The organism is Streptomyces sp. NPDC005761 (assembly GCF_040630635.1).
In the GTDB taxonomy this organism is placed as follows: domain Bacteria; phylum Actinomycetota; class Actinomycetes; order Streptomycetales; family Streptomycetaceae; genus Streptomyces.
In genome coordinates, this window is the sequence record NZ_JBEXXX010000031.1 from 46,154 (window position 1) to 64,535 (window position 18,382).

An 18,382-nucleotide genomic window follows, 5' to 3' on the forward strand; every position below is an offset into this window, starting at 1 on the left:
TAGTGACCCAGACTTGTCTGGGAATCTTCTGTTCCAGTTGTCACATTTGATCATCACCGTCACGACTCGCCCGAACCGTCCCATCCATCACCGTCCGCCCCCCAAGGACTCCGCTTGCGCCCCTCAACCCGGCCGACCGCACTGGCCCTGCTGGTCACCGTGGCCCTCACCGGATCCCTGTGTCTGTGGGCGACCGCCGTCGCTCCCGACTCGGCCAGGACCGCAGTGGCCTGGGGGGCGAGCGCCGCCGCAGTGCTGCTCTCCGCCGCCGTCGCCACCGCCGTCCACGCCCGCCTCACCGCGCGCCGGCTGCGCGAGATGCTTGCCGCCGAGAGCGGCCGGTTCACCGCCGAGACCTCGCGGATGGTGTCGGCGTCCGCCGCCGACGCCCAGCGGTTCACCGCCGAGACCGCCCGGATCAAGGCAGCTGCGGCCGCCGAGACGGCCCGCGTCGTCAAGGAGGCCGCGGCCGGCGCCGAGCAGCTCACCGCCGAGAACGCGCGCCTCAAGGCCCGCGCCTCCCGCAGCGAGACCGAGCGCTCCGCCGCCGTCGCCGCCTGCGCCAACGCCGCGGGCCGGATGCAGGCCCTGGCCACCAGCATGCTCGCCGACCTGCGCGACATGGAACACCGGCACTCCGCCGAGGACGTCCTCGGCGACCTGCTGCACCTGGACCACCGCACCGCCCAGGCGGGCCGGCTGGCCGACTCCATCGCCGTGCTGACCGGCGCCCGCTCCGGACGGCGCTGGGCGAAGCCGATCGTGATGGAGTCCATCCTGCGGGGCGCGATGGGCCGGATCAGCGGATACCAGCGCATCCGTCTCCACTCGACCAGCGACGTCGCCATCGCCGGCCACGCGGCCGAGGGAGTCATGCACGCGCTGGCCGAGCTCCTCGACAACGCAGCGAACTTCTCGCCGCCCACCGCCGAGGTCCACGTGTACGTGGAGGAGGTCCCGGCCGGCATCGTGCTGACCGTCGAGGACAGCGGTCTGGTCATGAGCGACGTCCAGCTGCGCCGCGCCGAACGGGCCGTCTCCGCCACGCACCAGGACCTGACGGGCCTCTCCGGCACCCGCCTCGGCCTCGCCGTCGTCGGCCGCCTCGCCCGCAAGCACGGTCTGACCGTGTCGTTCCGGCCCTCCGCGCGCGGCGGCACGGGCGCGCTGATGATGCTCCCCCAGGAGATCATCACCCGCACCCCGATGCCGGCGCCCGAGCCCGCGGCCGAGCCGGCCGCCCCCGCCCCGCGCGAGCCGGAGCCGGTCCACGCGCCCGTCGCCGACCGCACGGACGCGTCCCCCGGCGCGACCGCCGGCACGGCCCGCGCCCAGGAGCCCCTGCGCTCCGACTCCGGCTCGGAGACCACCGGCGGCCTCCCCCGGTTCGGCGAGAGCGGCCTGCCCAAGCGCTCGCGCGGCCGCACCCTGGCCGCCGCCGAGTCCCGCGCCCGGGTGGCCTCCGAAGCGTCGGAGGCCGATACGGCCGACGGCTCCACCCCCCGGCCCAGTACGTCCGACGCCAAGGCCCAGGCAGCCCGCTTCAGCAGCTTCCGCCAGGCCGTACGGCCCAACTCCCCGCACCCGGAAGGCAACACCCGATGACCGCGACCACCGACGAGAAGCTCAACTGGCTGCTGGAGGGGCTCCTCGAGCGCACCCCCGGCGCCCGTCACGCCCTCGTGCTGTCCAGGGACGGCCTCAAGCTGTGCCGTACCCCCGAGCTCTCCGTCGACCAGGCGGACCAGCTGGCCGCGATCTCGGCCGGAATCCAGAGCCTCTCGCACGGTGCGTCCGTCGAGTTCGGTGACGGCACCGGCGGCGTACGCTCCGCGATGGCCGAGTTCTACGGCGGCGTGCTGTTCATCGTGGAGGCCGGTGCAGGCGCCCACCTCGCGGTCGTCGCCTCCGAGGACGCCGACGTCGGCCTCGTCGGCCACAACATGAGCGAGCTCGTCGAGCAGCTCGGCGAGCACCTCGTCGCCCCGCCGCGCGAGCCCGCCCAGGCCTCCGAAACCGCGACCGTATGACTCCCCGCCTCCGCCCCGGCCGGGACGACGACCCGGACCGGCTGTACACCCTCACCGGTGGCCGCAGCCGCTCCGATTCGGCCGCCTTCGACCTGGTGACCCTGGTCGTCTCCGAATGCGAGCCGGCCCCCGGCATGCAGTCGGAGCACGTCACGATCCTGCGCATGTGCGAACGGCCCACCGCCGTCGTCGAACTCGCCGCCGGACTGAACCTGCCCGTCAGCATCGTGCGCATCCTGCTGTGCGATCTGCTCGACACCGGCCGGATCAGCGCCCGCCACCCCCGTACAGCCCGTGTCGCGGACCGGCTCCCCGACCCCGACATCCTGGAACAGGTGCTCGTTGGACTCCGCAACCTCTGACCGTGCCGCCCTGCAGGCCACGGCCGACAACGGACTGAAAATAGTCGTCGTCGGCGGCTTCGGGGTCGGCAAGACCACCATGGTCCGATCCGTGAGCGAGATCCGTCCGCTCAACACGGAAGAGACCATGACCCGCGCGGGCGAGGCCGTCGACCACCTCGACGGGGTGCAGTCGAAGACGTCCACCACCGTCGCCTTCGACTTCGGCCGGATCACGCTCGACGCCCGCTCGGTGCTCTACCTCTTCGGCGCACCCGGCCAGGAACGCTTCTGGTACCTGTGGGACCGGCTGTTCTCCGGGACGCTCGGCGCGGTCGTGCTCGTCGACACCCGGCGCCTCGCCGACTCCTGGTACGCCATCGACCGTCTGGAGCACCACGGCACGCCGTTCATCGTGGCGTGCAACGACTTCGGCGGCCCGCTCCACACCGAGCAGCAGATCCGCGAGGCGCTCGCCCTCTCGGACGACGTACCGCTCGTGGAGTGCGACGCCCGGGACCGCTCCTCCAGCAAATACGTCCTGATCACCCTGGTGGAGCACCTCTACGCCCTCTCGCGGGGGACGGTCAGCTCATCCTCCGCCGCCGCCCGTCCGGAAACCGCTCCGGAGAAGACCCCGGAGCCCACCCCGTGACCCAGCCCCCCGAGCCGCCCCCGGGCTGCCCCGCGCACGGACGCGCGCCCCTGTCCGGGCCCCGGTTCCAGACCGAACCCACCCAGCTGTACCGGGAGATGCGCCGCGACCACGGCGCCGTCGCACCCGTCGTCCTGGACGGCGACATCCCGGCCTGGCTGATCCTCGGCTACCGCGAACTGCACCAGGTCACCAGCGACCCGGTGCTGTTCAGCCGCGACTCCGATCTCTGGAGCCAGTGGGAGCGCATCCCCGACGGCTGGCCGCTGCTTCCGATGATCGGCCGCAAGCAGCCGTCGATCCTCTACACGGTCGGCCCCCGCCACGTCGAGCGCGCCCGGATGATCAGCAACGCCCTGGAGGCGGTCGACCCGTTCGCCCTCAAGCGGTACGCGGAGGAGTTCGCCGACGCACTGATCGACCGGTTCTGCTCCAAGGGCTCGACCGACATCATCGCCGAGTACGCGATGCTGCTCCCCGCCCGTGTCCTGGCCAGGATCTACGGCTTCAGCGACGCGGTCGGCGACGCGCTCGTCGGCTCGATCAACGACATGATCGACGGCCGGGAACGCGCCCTGGCCGGCCAGCAGCACCTCGGCACGTCCATGTTCCAGCTGCTGGCCGACAAGCACGCCGAGCCGGCCGACGACGTCGCCACCCGGATGCTGGCCGACCCCGGCGGCTTCACGGACGAGGAGGTCGCCCAGGACCTCATGGTCATGATGGCCGCCGGCCACCAGCCGACCGCCGACTGGATGGGCAACTCGCTGCGGCTGATGCTCACCGACGACCGCTTCGCCGCGTCCCTCTCCGGCGGCCGGCACAGCGTCGCCGAGGCCATGAACGAGGTGCTGTGGGAGGACACCCCGACACAGAACGTCGCCGGCCGCTGGGCCTCGCGCGACACCCACCTCGGGGGGCGTCACATCCAGGCGGGCGACCTGCTGCTCCTGGGCATCGCCGCGGCCAACTCCGACCCGCAGGTGCGCACCGACGGCTCCGCGCTGACCGGCGGCAACAACGCGTTCCTCTCCTTCGGCCACGGCGAGCACCGCTGCCCGTTCCCGGCCCAGGAGACCGCCGAGGTCATCGCCCGTACCGGGATCGAGGTCCTCCTGGACCGTCTCCCGGACATCGACCTGGACGTCCCCGCCGAGCAGCTCACCCGGCGCCCCTCCCCGTGGCTGCGGGGCCTGACGGACCTGCCCGTCGCCTTCACGCCCACCCCCGCCACAGGATCCGCCCCCGGAGGCCAGATATGACCCGCATCGCCCTCGACCCGTTCGTCGCCGATCTGGACGGCGAGAGCGCCGCCCTGCGCGCCGCGGGCCCGCTCGCCGAGGTGGAGCTGCCCGGCGGGGTGCACTGCTACGCGGTCACGCACCACGCGGAGGCCCGGCAGCTGCTGACGGACTCCCGGATCGTGAAGGACATCAACGTCTGGGGTGCCTGGCAGCGCGGCGAGATCCCGATGGACTGGCCGCTGATCGGCCTGGCCAACCCGGGCCGCTCGATGCTGACCGTGGACGGCGCCGACCACCGCCGGCTGCGCACCCTGGTCGCGCAGGCCCTCACCGTGAAGCGGGTGGAGCGGCTGCGCGCGGGCATCGAGGCGCTGACGACCGCGAGCCTGGACCGCCTCGCGGCCCTGCCCAAGGGCGAGAGGGTCGACCTGAAGGCCGAGTTCGCCTACCCGCTGCCGATGAACGTGATCAGCGAGCTGATGGGTGTCGACGGCGCGGACCACCCCCGCCTCAAGGAACTCTTCGAGAAGTTCTTCTCGACGCAGACGCCGCCGGAGGAGGTCCCGCAGATGATGGCGGACCTCGGCGCGCTCTTCACCAAGATCGTGGACGCGAAGCGGGCCGAGCCGGGCGACGACCTGACCAGCGCCCTGATCGCGGCCTCCGAGGACGGCGACCACCTCAGCAACGAGGAGATCGTCAACACCCTCCAGCTGATCATCGCGGCGGGTCACGAGACGACGATCAGCCTGATCGTGAACGCCGTCGTCGCTCTCGAGACCCACCCCGAGCAGCGCAAGCAGGTCCTGAACGGCGAGCTGCCGTGGGAGAACGTGATCGAGGAGACGCTGCGCTGGAACACCCCGACCTCGCACGTCCTGATCCGCTTCGCGACCGAGGACGTCGAGGTCGGTGACAAGGTCCTTCCCAAGGGCGAGGCCCTGATCGTCTCCTTCGGCGCACTGGGCCGGGACGAGGCGCAGTACGGACCGACCGCCGGTGAGTTCGACGCGACCCGCTCCCCCAACCGCCACATCGCCTTCGGCCACGGCCCGCACGTCTGCCCGGGCGCGGCCCTGTCCCGCCTGGAGGCCGGAGTGGCGCTCCCCGCCCTCTACGAGCGCTTCCCGGAGCTGGAGCTGGCCGTGCCGGCCGCCGAGCTGCGCAACAAGCCGATCGTCACCCAGAACGACCTGTTCGACCTCCCGGTCGAACTGGGCTGACGGGGGCTGACCAGTACTCCGTACGGACATACCTCCAAGATCCACGAGTCGGATCCCTGTCTCATCCGACGGACAGGGTGCGTAGCCGCCGCACCGAGCGGCTACGCTCCGACTCGTGGCCGACATCCAGATTCCCGCTGACATCAAGCCCGCCGACGGACGCTTCGGCGCCGGTCCTTCCAAGGTGCGGACGGAGGCGCTCGACGCGCTGGCCGCCACCGGTACCTCTCTGCTCGGTACGTCCCACCGCCAGGCCCCGGTGAAGAACCTGGTCGGCGCGGTACGTGACGGCGTGCGCGACCTCTTCTCCCTCCCCGAGGGCTACGAGGTGATCCTGGGCAACGGCGGCTCCACCGCCTTCTGGGACATCGCGACGCACGGTCTGATCGAGTCGAAGTCCCAGCACCTCAACTTCGGCGAGTTCTCGTCGAAGTTCGCGAAGGCCGCGAAGCTCGCCCCGTGGCTGGCCGACCCGACCGTCATCGCCTCCGACCCGGGCACCCACCCGGACCCGGAGGCCGAGGCGGGCGTCGACGTCTACGCCTTCACCCACAACGAGACCTCGACCGGTGTCGCCGCGCCCATCAAGCGCGTCGCGGGCGCCGACGAAGGCTCCCTCGTCCTGGTGGACGCCACCTCCGGCGCGGGCGGCCTGCCGGTCGACATCGCCGAGACGGACGTCTACTACTTCGCCCCGCAGAAGTCCTTCGCCTCCGACGGCGGCCTGTGGATCGGCGTCTTCTCCCCGGCGGCCCTGGAGCGCGCGGCGCGCATCCACGCCTCCGGCCGGCACATCCCGGAGTTCTTCTCGCTGCCCACAGCGATCGACAACTCCCTGAAGAACCAGACGTACAACACGCCGGCGCTCGCCACGCTCTTCCTGCTGAACGAGCAGCTGACCTGGATGAACTCCCAGGGCGGCCTGGACTTCACGACCGGCCGCACGGCCGCCTCCTCCGGCCACCTGTACGGCTGGGCCGAGGAGTCGAAGTACGCGACCCCGTTCGTCACGGACCCGGCGAAGCGCTCGCAGGTCATCGGCACGATCGACTTCGCGGACGAGATCGACGCCACCGCGATCGCCAAGGCCCTGCGCGCCAACGGCATCGTCGACACGGAGCCGTACCGCAAGCTGGGCCGCAACCAGCTGCGCGTGGCGATGTTCCCGGCGATCGACCCGTCGGACGTGCAGGCGCTGACGGCGTGCATCGACTACGTGATCGAGAAGCTGTAGGCCCTACGTCCCGAAACGGCCCTGCGCACCGCGAGGTGTGCAGGGCCGTTTCTGTTTCACCCGGCCGAGCGGCATATGCCGGAAACACGCTCTGCGGCCGTGCCGCCCTACGAGGATGCTCTCGACACCAGCCATTCCAGAAGGCCCGCAATGTCTGCTCCAGCAACTACACCGGCGACCTGCGACACAAGGTCGCCGCGTACGCCGAGGCGAGGATCCCCGTCTACGCGATCGTCGACCGCAAGCACAGCCGGGTCCACGTCCTGACGGAGCCCCTGGCCGGTGGGTACGACCGCCACGAGGTGTACGCCCCCGGTCAGGAAGCCCCGCTCCCCGACTCGATCGGCGCCGAGGTGGTCCTGGACGTCGCCGAGCTGATCAACGCGGGGCGGGCGAAATCAAGCCCGTCCGGCGATTGAGGACACAGCGTTCACCGCTCCCCCATCCGCCACCGCTCCTCGCCGTCATCCCACTCACCGGTCGGCACGAGCCCGGCCGCGGCGGCCACCGCAGCGGACGCGGCGTGGTCCGGGTGGATGTGCGCGACGACCGTACGCAGCACTCCGGCGTCCAGCAGATGCGCTACCAGGCCCACCGCCGCCTCCTTGGCATAGCCGCGCCCCTGCCACCCGGCCCCGATCACCCAGGCGATCTCCGCCCGCGACCCACGCACCGTGGCCTGCACATAGCCCGCCGGACAGTCCTCGTCCCGGATCCGCAGCACCCAGTTCCACCAGAGCTCGTCCGGGTCGGGCGAACCGGCGGTCTGCCGCTCGTATCGGGCCCGCAGTTCCTCGGCCGACTCCGGGGCGCCGCCCGTGAAGGTGTGCAGGGCCGGGTCGGCGAGCACGGTCGCCATCTCCTCCGCGTACGCCACCCGCAGCGGCAGGGCATCGAGGCGGGCGGTGGCGAAGGGCGCGGGCCCGTGGTTCGTCGTCGTCATAGGGCGACGACCCTACGCCGGGCCCGTCACCGCCTGCGAAACGCTTGTTCCGCACCGCCCGCGCGGATGACACGACGCCGTGGCCGCGGACCATGGAAGGTATGAAGACGGTCACCGAGCTGAAGCCGTTCGTGAAGCAGTACGCCGTGCTGCTCAGCACGCGGCGACAGGACGGGACGCACGCGCACACCCCCGTCAACATCGCCGTCGAGGGCGACCATGCCTACATCCGTACGTTCTCCTCGGCGTGGAAGGTGGAGCGGATGCGCAACCACCCCGTCGTGCAGATCGGCCCGTGCACACTGCGCGGCCGGCCGACGGGGCCGCAGATCACCGCGCATGCCCGCCTCCTCCAGGCCGGGTCGAAGGAGAACACGCACGCCGCCCGGATGATGTCCCGCAAGCACCCGGTCGTGCAGGGCGTCCTCGTCCCGCTCGCGCACAGGATCAAGCGGGACCGGACCCTGCACTACGAGATCCGGCCGATCGAGGCCTGATTCCTCGCTCACGTCGCCCCACCACTCGGTAGGTTGATCCTGTTGCCGACCGACGGGGGAGCGATGACGCGGCAGAGGGACACCATGGACGCGGCAGCTGCCGCAGCCGCCGACGACCGGATCCCCACGTGAGGGCCGAGCACGCCGCCCGCCGCATCCTCCGGCGCGCCCAGCACGCGGAAGCAGGACCCAGCGCCCTGGAATGGTTCCTCGGGGCGGAGGCCGCAGCGGCGGCTGCCGAGGTGCACGAGGGCCTCGTCCTGCCCGACGGCAGCGTGTGGGTGCTCGGGGCCCTGGCCCTCGGTCACGCCGACTGGTGCCGCTACCTCGCGGGGAACGAGACCGATCCGGGGGCCCTCGGCGCCGCGCTGCTGCGGTTCGCCCCGGTGCACGAGCAAGACCCGGACCAGGTGCCGCACGGGATGCGCCCCCTGTTCGCCACCCTTTCCGGCGCACCGCACGCCGCCGCGACCGAGCCCGGCTTCGCGTACCACGCCGCCCTCGGAATAACGTTGCTGTTCCAGCACACCCGCCACCACGGCATCCTGCCCTTGTCCGAGAGCCTGTTGCGGCACGCCGCCACCGCTTTCGGTGAGGGCAGCCTCGAACAGGGCGTCTGCCTGTCGGACCTGGGACTCGTCCTCCTCTACGGGTTCCAGGAGGGCGCCGGACACCAGACACTCACCGACGCGGTCACCGCCTGCCGCGCCGCTGTGGCCTGCGCCCCCGGGGTCCGCGACGAACAGGCCCGCAGGCACGGGAATCTGGGGCACATTCTGCGGAACTGGGCTGCGACGAACGAGGACCGGGACGCGATGCGGGAGGCGGTGGCCGAGCTGCGCAAGGCCATGGAACTCACCACGTGGAACAACCCCAACCGCGCCCAGCACAGCGCCACCCTCGGCTCCGCACTGTGCAACGCCGCCCTGCAGCTGGCCGATCCCGCGCTGCGCTCCGAGGGCATCACACTCCTGCGCGACACCCTCGCGGAGCCGGACGTCGCGCTGAACAGCCGGTCCTCGTTCCTCTCCGATCTCGGCGTCGCCCTCATCCAGGGCGCCCTGCCCGAGAGCGACACCGTGCCGTACGAGGAGGGCATCGCCGCATGTCGTGAGGCGGCCGACACGGCCCCCAACGCCGTCGAGCGCACCCTGTCTCTCGCCAACCTCAGCCTCCTGCTGGCCGGTCACGCCGCGCGCACCCATGATCCGGTCACCCTGAAGGACGCGCACGAGGCCGCCCGCGACGCCCTCGACGGCGCACCGGCCGGGCATCCGCTGCGCGCCCAGGCACACCTGGCCCTCTCCCAGGTGCTGAACGCGCGGCACTCGGCGACGGGCAGTCCGGAATACCTGGAGGAAGCCATTGCCCACTCCCGCCGGGGGACGGAGTGCGTACCGGCGGACGACCTCGCCCGACGGGTGCTCCATGCCACCAATTTCGCCGACCTGCTGCTCAAGCGTGGAATCCGGCACCCATGGACCCCCACGGGACCCGGGAGTCCCACGGAACTCCGCGCCCCGATCGCCCTCCTGCGGACCCTGGCCGATGAGCTCGCGCCCTCGTCGGCCGGGCACGCCCGCGTCCTGCTGGCACTCTGGCACTGCCTGAAGACCGCAGAGGACGCCGACGGTGTCGACGGGCTCATCGACCGCTTCCGCCAGTGCCTCGCCCTGCCCTCCCCCGCCGACGGCTTCGAGCCCGCCGTGCGCTTCGGGCTGGGGGCGGCGCTGGCCCACCGTGCCGGTGCGGACGACGGTGCCTGGCGGGAGGGCGCCGAGGAGATGCGCCGGGCGCTCGGCCACTTCCCGGACCATGACCGGGTCTACTGGAACTGCCATGCGGAGTATGCGGACATCCTCATCGTCCGGGGTGACGCGACGAGCGACGTCGACCTGTACGAGGAAGCCCTGCTCCTCTTACGCGAGAAGTCGGAACAGCCGCTGCTCGCCCGTTCCGAACGCTCCATCTACCGGTCCAACCTCGCCATCTCCCAGATGAAGATCGCCGTACACACCGGCCGGCCCGCACGCTTCACCGAAGCCGTGGCCACTCACAGGCAAGCCCTCGCCACGTCGGCGCCGGAAGACTTCCTCCACGTCTACCAGCGTATGAGCCTGGGTGAAGCCCTGCTGACTCTCGCCGAGTTCTGCTCGGACTCCGAAGCGCTACGGGAGGGCGTCGAGGTGCTGCGCGCAACCGTGGCCGCCTCCGACGAGGACACCTACGGCGGGGCCACCTGCCGCACGGTTCTCGGAGAAGCCCTGCGCGTCCTCGCCCGTCTCGGCTCCGACCCGGCCCCGCTGGAGGAGTCCGTCCGATGGCACCGGGAGGCGCTCGTGATGGTGGCGGGTCCCCCCGCGCCCGTGGCTCTGCTCGGCCTCGCGAACAGCCTGGGGGCCCTCTACCGTTACACCCGCGACACACGGCACAGCGGCGAAGCCATCCATCACTTCCGCGCCGCCCTGGCCGCCTTGCGGCCCGCGACTGCCGACCAGCGGGGCTCCATCCTCACCAGCTTGGGCTACGCCCAATGGAGCCAAGCCCGCCACACCGGGGACGAACTCCTCATGGACACGGCCGTCGACACGCTGCGCGAGGCCGTGTCCCACGCCCCTCGGGCGCGCCTCAGCATGGCACTCACCAATCTCGGCAGCACGCTCATGGACCGCAGCCGGCGCACCGGGAACCGCGCCTGGATGGCCGAAGCGGTGACCGTGCTGCGCCGCGCGGTGGATGAAGGCCTGCCGTCGGCCATGGACCGCCCCCTGCACCTGAACAACCTCGCCGAGGCGCTGCGTTACTGGGACGCGCTCAGCGGGGACGCATCCGCCACCGACGAGGCGATCGGGCTCCTGCGTGCGGCGATGGCGGTTGAGCTCGGAGACCGGGAGGGCTCCGAGGGGGCCGTGACCAACTTGGCGTCCCTGCTCGTCGACCGGGCCGATGCGAACGAGGATCCGCACATGCTCGACGAGGGCCGGGGCCTCCTCGAGGAGGCGGTGAGCCGGCTGGGCACGGAGCACCCGTCACGCTCCTTCGTCCTGCACCAACTCTGCATGGCCTGGCACCTGACCGCCCGCATGGCCGTGGACCCCGCAGGGGCGACAGCCCGGCAGGCACGGGAGCGGGCGGCCGCTGCCGCCCGGGAGTCCCTCGCCCACACGCCCGAAGGGGACCCGGATCACGCCCTGGCCCAACTCATGCTGGCCGTGATGCAGCTGGACCGTCACGAGGCGGGCGAGCAGGCCGACCTGGCGGAGGTGGTCCGCCTCGCCCGCGACTGCGCACGCAATCCGGCCGCCCACAGCACGACCCGGCTCCAGGCCGCCCACGCGTGGGGAATCGCCTCGGTACGGGCGGGTGACCGCCCGGAGGCCCTGGAAGGGTACGCGTACGCCGTCGGCCTGCTGCCCGGCATCGCACCCCGCAGCCTCGCCCGTATCGACCAGGAAGCGCGGCTGAGCGGCAGCGACGGCCTGGCGAGCGACGCCGCCGCACTGGCCCTCTCCGAGGATGCGCCGGACCGCGCCCTCGCCCTCCTCGAACAGGGGCGGGGCGTGCTGCTGGGCCAGGGGCTGGAGAACCGGGCCGACGTGTCCCGGTTACGTGACCTCGACCCCCTCCGGGCGGCCGAGTTCGAGCGGATCCGCGACGAGTTGAGCACACCGCCCCCGCTCTCCCCGGCCAAGGACGCCCTCGACGCGTCGGTGCTCGCCGAGACCCGCCACGCCCTGGCCCGGCGCTGGAGTGAACTCCTCTCCGAGGTGCGAGAGTTACCCGGCCTGGGCAACTTCCTGCACCCGCCCTCCGTACCCGAACTGGTCGCCGCCGCCGCCGGCGGCCCCGTCGTGGTCGTCAACGTGAGCACCTACCGCTGCGACGCCCTGGTCGTGACCGCCGACGCCGGGATCGCCGTGGTCCCGCTGCCCGGCCTCACCCTGAGCGCCACCATGGAGCGGGCGGCGGAGTTCGTCGACGGCATCGAAACGGCATACGGCGGGAACGGGGTCGACGACGCCGTCGCCATGATGCGCGCCCTGTCCGGCACCCTCGGCTGGCTCTGGGACACGATCGCCGCACCGGTTCTCGAACACCTCGGCCTGGAAACCGAACCGCCGGACGGTGGCCCCTGGCCGCGTCTGTGGTGGTGCCCGACCGGCTGGCTGTCCTTCCTGCCGCTCCACGCGGCCGGGCGGGGCGCGCCGGACTCCGGCACCTGGGTCATGGACCGTGCCGTCTCCTCGTACACCCCGACCCTGCGCGCCCTGGTCAGGGCCCGCGCCGGCCTCACCACCGGGGCCCCTTCCGGCGTCCCCGCCCGATCTCCCTCCCAGCCGTCGCCGCTGGTCGTCGCCCTCGCCGAGACGCCCGGGGCCGCGCCCCTGCCCGGTGTCACACGCGAGGCGGAGCTCCTCACGGCACTGTTCCCCGCGGCGAGGCTGCTGGCCGGGCCCGATGCCACGGTGGAGACGGTCGGCGGAGTGCTCGAAGCGCACCCCTGGGTCCACTTCAGCTGCCACGGCGTCAGCGAGCTGCTCGACCCGTCACAGAGCGGTCTCGTCCTCCACGACGGCCGCCTCACCGTGTCCGACGTCTTCACCCGGCGCCCGAGGAACCCGGAGCTCGCCATGCTGTCCGCCTGCTCCGCGTCCCGGGGCGGCCTCAAGCTGTCCGACGAAGTCGTCCAACTGGCCTCGTCCTTCCAACTGGCCGGATACCCGCATGTGATCGGGACCCTGTGGCCCATAGCCGACAAGCTGGCGACGCATCTGACCGAGGAGTTCTACACCGCGCTGGCCGAGGACGTCGCCCGCGGCCGCCCCATCGATCCGGCCGCCGCCCTGCACCACCCGGTCAGGGCCCTGCGCAACCGCTACGCGCAGGCCCCGCACCTGTGGGCGGCGCACATCCACACGGGGCCGTGAGACGGCCCGGACGCTCAGGGCGCCTCCGGCTCCGCGGCCTCCCCCATCGCCGAGCCCGAAGGCCCCTGCGGGACCTCGTCGGGCTCGGCCAGGCCGTCGGTGGGCCGATAGGTCCTGCGGAACGAGAACTCCTCGACCAGCGAGGCCAGGTGTTCGTCGTCAGCGTCCGTCTGCGGGTCGTTCACCATCGGCTCCCCTCTCCGGCCGCTCCCGCGTGGGCGGCAGCAGCACCTCCAGCACTTCTATGTCGCTCGCCCGTACGTACACACCCGCGGTGCCGGGCACCTTCCCGAGGAAGCTCCCGTCGGGCCCCACCCGGTACTGGGCCTGCAGATAGAGGTCACCGCTCTGCGGGTACGCCGAGACGGCCGACCTCGACCCCAGCCAACCACCCACCCACAGACCGCTCTTGAGCCGTACCCGCACGAAGCATGACCCCCGGCCCCGGAAGAGGGCGTCCCAGGCCGTCGGCGTCGGCTCGTACCGCGCCCGCGCGTGCCGCCTCCGCCACCTCGCCTCCGCCCAGGCCAGCGCCGACGGCACGGCGACGATCAGGAGCAGCGCGGCGAGTCCGGCCCCGCGGGGATCCCTCCGCACCCCGGCGAAGGGCCCGTCCCCGCCCCCGGCCAGCAGCCGCACCAGCCACGGCCCCGCGACCACCGCGTACACGGCGTCCAGCAGGGCCCCCGCGGCGATGGCCCGCACGAGGCGGTTCTGCGGCTCCTGCTCGGTGGCGAGAGGGCCGCGCAGCCGTTCCCGTACGGCCTGGTAGAAGACGCCGGGCAGCACGAGGACCAGCAGGATCGTCAGCTGCTGCACTGTTCCCGGAACCATCGTGGTGCCGCACCCCCGTGCTCTGCTCCGTGTGTCGACCGCGCCCCTGCCGCCTCAGGATGACGCAGCGGGGAGCCCCGCGTCCCGGCCTGTGGAAAACCGGCGACGCCAGGTTCCGCCCCCCTCACCCCTGCCGGCGCCGCCTTCCCAGGAACAGCAGCAGCCCGATCCCGGCCAGCACGGCGATCCCGGTCAGCGTCGTGCCCTTCACCGGCACCCCGTCCCCGCCCGCCGTGCTCCCCGCCCCGGCCGAAGACCGCGACGTGCCGCCCGCCCGGGCGGGCCCGTCGCCCCCGCCGTTCTTCAGGTCCACCCGCACCACATCGCTCTGCTCACCCTCGGAGCCGTACATCAGCGCCGATCCGTCCGCCGTGTACGTCACCGACTCCGACTGCCCGAGCAGGGGGGATTCGACCGGGTAGTCCTTGCCGAGCCTGCCGTTCGCGAAGGGATAGCCGCGCGCGCTGAAGTACGAGCGCAGCACCAGCTCCTTGCCGTCCGGCGAGAACGCCCCGTCCGTCACCCACGGCACCTCGCCGACCCGCCGGAACACGTTGTCCCCGCCGGTCGTGAGCTTCGCGGGCCCTTCGTACAGCCCTCCGCCGTCCTCGTTCTTCGACGCGATGTACACGCGGCCGGTCTTCGGGTGGACCATCAGCGCCTCGGCGTTGCGCGGGCCGTCGGCGTACTTCACATCGAACTGCGTGGCCCGCACCACCTGGTCCCGGAGCTCCTTCGGCTCGGGGAAGCGGTAGATCCAGACGTGGTCCCAGCTGCCGTTCAGGTTGTCGCCGATGTCACCGACGTACAGATTCCCGTCGGGCCCCAGCGAGATCGCCTCCACGTCCCGGGGCGCGCCCACACCCTTCATCGTGATCCGGGCGACCGTCTTGCCGGTGCGGGAGTCGACGGCGAAGACGTACGGCCCGTCCTCGCTGTCGTTGTGCGTCCAGTAGATCCCCGGGTGGGCGCGGCTGGCGGCCAGGCCGCTGGACTCGGTGATCCGCGGGTCCTCGATCGTGAAGCTCCGGTCGGGCCCGGAGTCGTCGGCCACGGCAGGGGCGGCCGCCGCGAAGGTCAGGAGCGCGGCGGCGCCGAAAGCAGTCAGTCGATACGAACGCATGGCACAAGTGTCCATCGTCACGTCGCAGGCCGGAGCCATGATCCGCCATGATGGCGCCATGCGTTTCATGTGTGTCGGCGATTCCATGACCATCGGACGCGCCGGTGACTTCACATGGCGCTACCGCATGTGGCAGCACCTCGAAGCGGCCTTCGACGGTCCGTACGCGATCGTCGGCCCGCGCACCGCGCTGTACGACACCGACGCCGGCACGCCCGCCTCGGCCGCGTACGCCGCCCCCGACTTCCCCGCCGACGCCCGCCGCCACCTGGCCGGTTGGGGCGAGGGCTGGCTGCACATGGCCCCGGTGATCGCGGACATGGTCACCGAGCACCGGGCGGACGTCCTGCTCGTCTCGCTCGGCCTGATAGACCTCGGCTTCTACACGGACAGCGAGCAGACGGCGGCCAACGCCCGCACGTTCCTCACCGCGGCCCGCACGGCGAACCCGCGCATCAGATGCGTGCTGCTGCCGGTCATACCGAACGTCCGCGCCGAGTCCGACGCCCCCTTCGCCGCCGAGTGCGCCCGCTTCAACGAACTCCTCGCCAAGACGGTGGCCGATCTCGACGCTCCGGCGTCCCCGCTCCTGCTGGCCTCGCACCCGTCCGGCTACGACATCCACACGGACACGTACGACGGCACGCACCCCGGCCCGTCCGGCGAGCACAGACTCGCGGCCGCCTACGCCGACGCGATGCATCAGGCGTGGGGCCTGGGCGGGCCGTACCGGTCGCCGCTCCCGTAGCCCGCCCCCCGGTCAGCCGGTCGCCGTCAGCGCCGCCCGCGCGGCGGCGAGGATCTCCTCGGAGAGCGGGGAGCGCTCGGTGGCCCGGGCCAGGACGAGTGCGCCGACCATCGTGCTCAGCCGGGTGATGCCGTCCTGGTCGTCGGTGGCGAGGAACGCGGCGAAGTCCCTCACGCCCTCGGTGTAGACGCGGCGCGCCTCGCGGTCTCCCCTCTCGCGTGCCATGTCGGTGGCCAAGGCGGCGACGGGGCACCCCTGCGCCGCGCCGTCGCGGTGCTCCACGGAGAGATAGGTGTCGATCAGCGCCTGCTGAGCGGCGTCGCGCCGTCCGGCGTACTGCTCGATCCCGTCCTTGTGGTGCTGCGCGAGCTCGTCGAAGGCGTGCGCGGTGGCTTCGTCGACGAGCGCCTCCTTGGAGGCGAACTGCTTGTAGAAGCCGCCGTGGGTCAGGCCGGACGCCTTCATGAGGTCGGCGACGCTGGTGTGGGTGCCCTGCTCCCGGAACAGCCGGGAGGCGGTTTCCACGACCCGTCGGCGGTTCTCCTCCGCCTGCGCCTGCGATACGCGGCCCATGTGAGCCACCTCCCCTTGGATGTCGTTTGCAATCTATCCTAGACTCTGTTTTAGATTGTTGTCGTAATTTAAATCTGCGGGCCGTCCGGCTCGCGACACAGGGAGCCGTCATGGAACTGAACAACACGGTCGCAGTCGTCACCGGCGCCAACCGCGGGCTCGGCCGGCATCTGGCCGCTCAGCTCGTTGCACGCGGTGCGAAGGTGTACGCGGCGGCCCGCCGTCCCGAGACGGTTGACCTGCCCGGCGTCATCCCCCTGCGGCTGGACGTGACGGACGAGGAGTCGGTGCGGGCCGCGGCCCGCACCGCATCCGACGCGACGCTCCTGGTGAACAACGCGGGCATCTCCACCGCCACGCCCGTGATCGCGGGCAGCCTCGACGCGGTCCGCCTGGAGATGGAGACGAACTTCTTCGGCCCGCTCGCCGTGACGCGTGCGTTCACCCCCGTCATCGAGGGCAACGGCGGCGGGACCGTGCTCAACGTCCTGTCCGTCCTGTCCTGGCTGCACCCCGCCGGTCTCGGCTCCTACGCCGCGGCCAAGGCCGCCGCATGGGCACAGACCAATGCCGCCCGGGAGGAACTGGCGCCCCGCGGCATCACGGTCTCGGCGCTGCACGTCGGATACATGGACACCGACATGGCCGCGGACGTGCCCGCCGACCAGAAGACCGACCCCGCCGACGTCGCCGCCCAGGCCCTGCACGGCATCGAGACGGGCCTGACCGAGATCCTCGCCGACGAGACCACCCGGTACGTCAAGCAGAGCCTGTCCGCAGCACCGGCTGCCGCCTGAGACACACCGCGCCGCGCCGGTCGCCGCCGCACCACCCCGCACAGCGAAAGCACCACCACGCGTCTGTCCGTCCCGGAAGAAGCCCAGGGACGGGCAACGACCCCGTCCCCTCCCGGACGGCTGACGGAGAAGACGATGAAGACGATGAAGACCTTCATGATCGAGCGGTACGGCGACGAGGCCGGAGTGCACGCGGGCGAGATGCCCGAGCCGCGGACGGGCCCCGACGACGTCCTGGTCCGCATCCACGCGGCGAGTGTCAACCCGCTCGACCTCAGACTCCGCGACGGAGCCTTCAAGGCGTTCCTCCCGTACCGTCTCCCGCTCGTCCTGGGCAACGACTTCGCCGGGGTGGTCGTCCGGACGGGACCGGCCGTCACCAGGTTCGCGGTGGGCGACGAGGTCTACGCCCGACCCGACAGGAACCGCATCGGCACCTTCGCCGAACTCATCGCCGTCCACGAGAAGGACGTGGCGCTCAAACCGGCCGGCCTCTCCATGGAGGAAGCCGCGTCCCTCCCCCTCGTCGCCCTGACCGCGTGGCAGGCACTGGTCGAACGGGCACAGGTACGGCCGGGCCAGAAAGTCCTCATCCACGGCGGCGCGGGCGGCCTCGGCACCATCGCCGTACAGCTCGCCAAACACCTGGGCGCGCACGTGGCCACCACGGCGAGCACGGCCAAGACCGGCCTGGTGAAGGAGCTCGGCGCGGACGTCGTCGTCGACTACAAGCGGCAGGACTTCCAGACAGTCCTGAGCGACTACGACGTCGTGCTGGACACCCTCGGCGACGAGACGCTCAAGAAGTCCCTGCGGGTGCTCAAGCCCGGCGGGAAAGTCGTCAGCGTCGCAGGGCCTCCCGACGCGGCCTTCGCCCGCGAGCTGGGGCTGAACGCGGCCCTGCGGCTCGTGATGAGCGCGCTGAGCTTCCGGACCCGCCGTCGCGCCGCGCGACGCGACGTGACGTACTCGTTCCTGTTCATGAGGGCCGACGGCGACCAGCTGGGTGAAATCACCCAGCTCGTCGAGGCCGGAACGATCCGTCCCGTCGTCGACCGTGTCTTCCCGTTCGATCAGACCCCGGAGGCCCTGGAGTACGTCGAGAAGGGCCGCGCGAAGGCCGGCAAGGTCGTCGTCACGATGACGTGAGGGCAGGCCCTCGCCCGGGCGACGACAGCGGGACGACCGGTACCCGGCCCGTCACGCCCTTCC

At 71.9% G+C, this 18,382-nt stretch carries 17 protein-coding genes and 1 pseudogene; 13 read left to right on the forward strand and 5 right to left on the reverse strand.

Annotation, left to right across the window (positions count from 1 at the left end):
* Positions 1-114 precede the first annotated feature (114 nt).
* The 8 genes and pseudogenes from ABZ434_RS25315 to ABZ434_RS25350 all read left to right on the forward strand — a co-directional run.
* Entirely contained in the window at positions 115-1,605 is a 1,491-nt protein-coding gene (locus tag ABZ434_RS25315) for an ATP-binding protein (protein WP_359141132.1), read from the forward strand.
* The gene (locus ABZ434_RS25320; protein WP_359141135.1) at positions 1,602-2,030 is read left to right on the forward strand and encodes a roadblock/LC7 domain-containing protein; all 429 of its coding nucleotides are present in this window, start codon (positions 1,602-1,604) and stop codon (positions 2,028-2,030) included. Before ABZ434_RS25315 ends, ABZ434_RS25320 begins: the two co-directional genes overlap by 4 nt.
* Positions 2,027-2,392, forward strand: a complete 366-nt coding sequence (locus tag ABZ434_RS25325; RefSeq protein ID WP_359141138.1) for a DUF742 domain-containing protein — start codon at positions 2,027-2,029, stop codon at positions 2,390-2,392. The genes ABZ434_RS25320 and ABZ434_RS25325 overlap by 4 nt, the downstream gene beginning before the upstream one ends.
* Entirely contained in the window at positions 2,373-3,026 is a 654-nt protein-coding gene (locus tag ABZ434_RS25330; RefSeq protein WP_359141140.1) for an ATP/GTP-binding protein, read from the forward strand. Before ABZ434_RS25325 ends, ABZ434_RS25330 begins: the two co-directional genes overlap by 20 nt.
* On the forward strand, positions 3,023-4,288 hold the full coding sequence (locus ABZ434_RS25335) for a cytochrome P450 (RefSeq protein WP_359141142.1): 1,266 nt from the start codon (positions 3,023-3,025) through the stop codon (positions 4,286-4,288). The genes ABZ434_RS25330 and ABZ434_RS25335 overlap by 4 nt, the downstream gene beginning before the upstream one ends.
* Complete coding sequence (locus ABZ434_RS25340) at positions 4,285-5,493, forward strand: cytochrome P450 (RefSeq protein ID WP_359141145.1); 1,209 nt, start codon at positions 4,285-4,287, stop codon at positions 5,491-5,493. Before ABZ434_RS25335 ends, ABZ434_RS25340 begins: the two co-directional genes overlap by 4 nt.
* Before the next feature lie 115 nt (positions 5,494-5,608).
* Positions 5,609-6,727: a phosphoserine transaminase gene (gene serC / locus ABZ434_RS25345; protein WP_359141148.1), complete on the forward strand. Its 1,119-nt coding sequence runs from the start codon at positions 5,609-5,611 to the stop codon at positions 6,725-6,727.
* Between the two features lie 152 nt (positions 6,728-6,879).
* Positions 6,880-7,146, forward strand: a pseudogene (locus ABZ434_RS25350) (Uma2 family endonuclease); the annotation flags it as partial.
* Positions 7,147-7,157: 11 nt separating this feature from the next.
* On the opposite strand, the gene ABZ434_RS25355 reads toward ABZ434_RS25350, so the two are convergent.
* Positions 7,158-7,670 (reverse strand): GNAT family N-acetyltransferase, encoded by a 513-nt coding sequence (locus ABZ434_RS25355; RefSeq protein ID WP_359141151.1) that lies wholly within the window; start codon positions 7,668-7,670, stop codon positions 7,158-7,160.
* Between the two features lie 101 nt (positions 7,671-7,771).
* On the opposite strand from ABZ434_RS25355, the gene ABZ434_RS25360 reads away from it, so the two are divergent.
* Positions 7,772-8,167, forward strand: a complete 396-nt coding sequence (locus ABZ434_RS25360) for a PPOX class F420-dependent oxidoreductase (RefSeq protein ID WP_359141152.1) — start codon at positions 7,772-7,774, stop codon at positions 8,165-8,167.
* A 128-nt stretch (positions 8,168-8,295) separates the two neighbouring features.
* Complete coding sequence (locus tag ABZ434_RS25365) at positions 8,296-13,095, forward strand: CHAT domain-containing protein (protein ID WP_359141155.1); 4,800 nt, start codon at positions 8,296-8,298, stop codon at positions 13,093-13,095.
* A 14-nt stretch (positions 13,096-13,109) separates the two neighbouring features.
* On the opposite strand, the gene ABZ434_RS25370 is transcribed toward ABZ434_RS25365, so the two are convergent.
* The 3 genes from ABZ434_RS25370 to ABZ434_RS25380 all read right to left on the reverse strand — a co-directional run bounded on the left by ABZ434_RS25370 (position 13,110) and on the right by ABZ434_RS25380 (position 15,052).
* On the reverse strand, positions 13,110-13,283 hold the full coding sequence (locus ABZ434_RS25370; protein ID WP_359141158.1) for a hypothetical protein: 174 nt from the start codon (positions 13,281-13,283) through the stop codon (positions 13,110-13,112).
* Entirely contained in the window at positions 13,255-13,929 is a 675-nt protein-coding gene (locus ABZ434_RS25375; RefSeq protein WP_359141160.1) for a DUF6338 family protein, read from the reverse strand. Before ABZ434_RS25375 ends, ABZ434_RS25370 begins: the two co-directional genes overlap by 29 nt.
* Positions 13,930-14,053: 124 nt before the next feature.
* Entirely contained in the window at positions 14,054-15,052 is a 999-nt protein-coding gene (locus ABZ434_RS25380) for a WD40 repeat domain-containing protein (RefSeq protein ID WP_359141163.1), read from the reverse strand.
* A gap of 58 nt (positions 15,053-15,110) precedes the next feature.
* On the opposite strand from ABZ434_RS25380, the gene ABZ434_RS25385 reads away from it, so the two are divergent.
* Positions 15,111-15,800 carry a GDSL-type esterase/lipase family protein gene (locus tag ABZ434_RS25385; protein ID WP_359141166.1) on the forward strand — a complete coding sequence of 230 codons (690 nt, stop codon included), beginning with the start codon at positions 15,111-15,113 and terminating at the stop codon, positions 15,798-15,800.
* Between the two features lie 12 nt (positions 15,801-15,812).
* Here ABZ434_RS25385 and ABZ434_RS25390 read toward each other — a convergent pair whose 3' ends face one another.
* Positions 15,813-16,373, reverse strand: a complete 561-nt coding sequence (locus ABZ434_RS25390) for a TetR/AcrR family transcriptional regulator (RefSeq protein WP_359141169.1) — start codon at positions 16,371-16,373, stop codon at positions 15,813-15,815.
* A gap of 110 nt (positions 16,374-16,483) precedes the next feature.
* Here ABZ434_RS25390 and ABZ434_RS25395 point away from each other — a divergent pair, with 110 nt between their 5' ends.
* Positions 16,484-17,170, forward strand: a complete 687-nt coding sequence (locus tag ABZ434_RS25395) for an SDR family oxidoreductase (RefSeq protein WP_359141171.1) — start codon at positions 16,484-16,486, stop codon at positions 17,168-17,170.
* Between the two features lie 144 nt (positions 17,171-17,314).
* Complete coding sequence (locus ABZ434_RS25400) at positions 17,315-18,319, forward strand: NADP-dependent oxidoreductase (RefSeq protein WP_359141265.1); 1,005 nt, start codon at positions 17,315-17,317, stop codon at positions 18,317-18,319.
* The last annotated feature ends 63 nt before the right edge of the window (positions 18,320-18,382 follow it).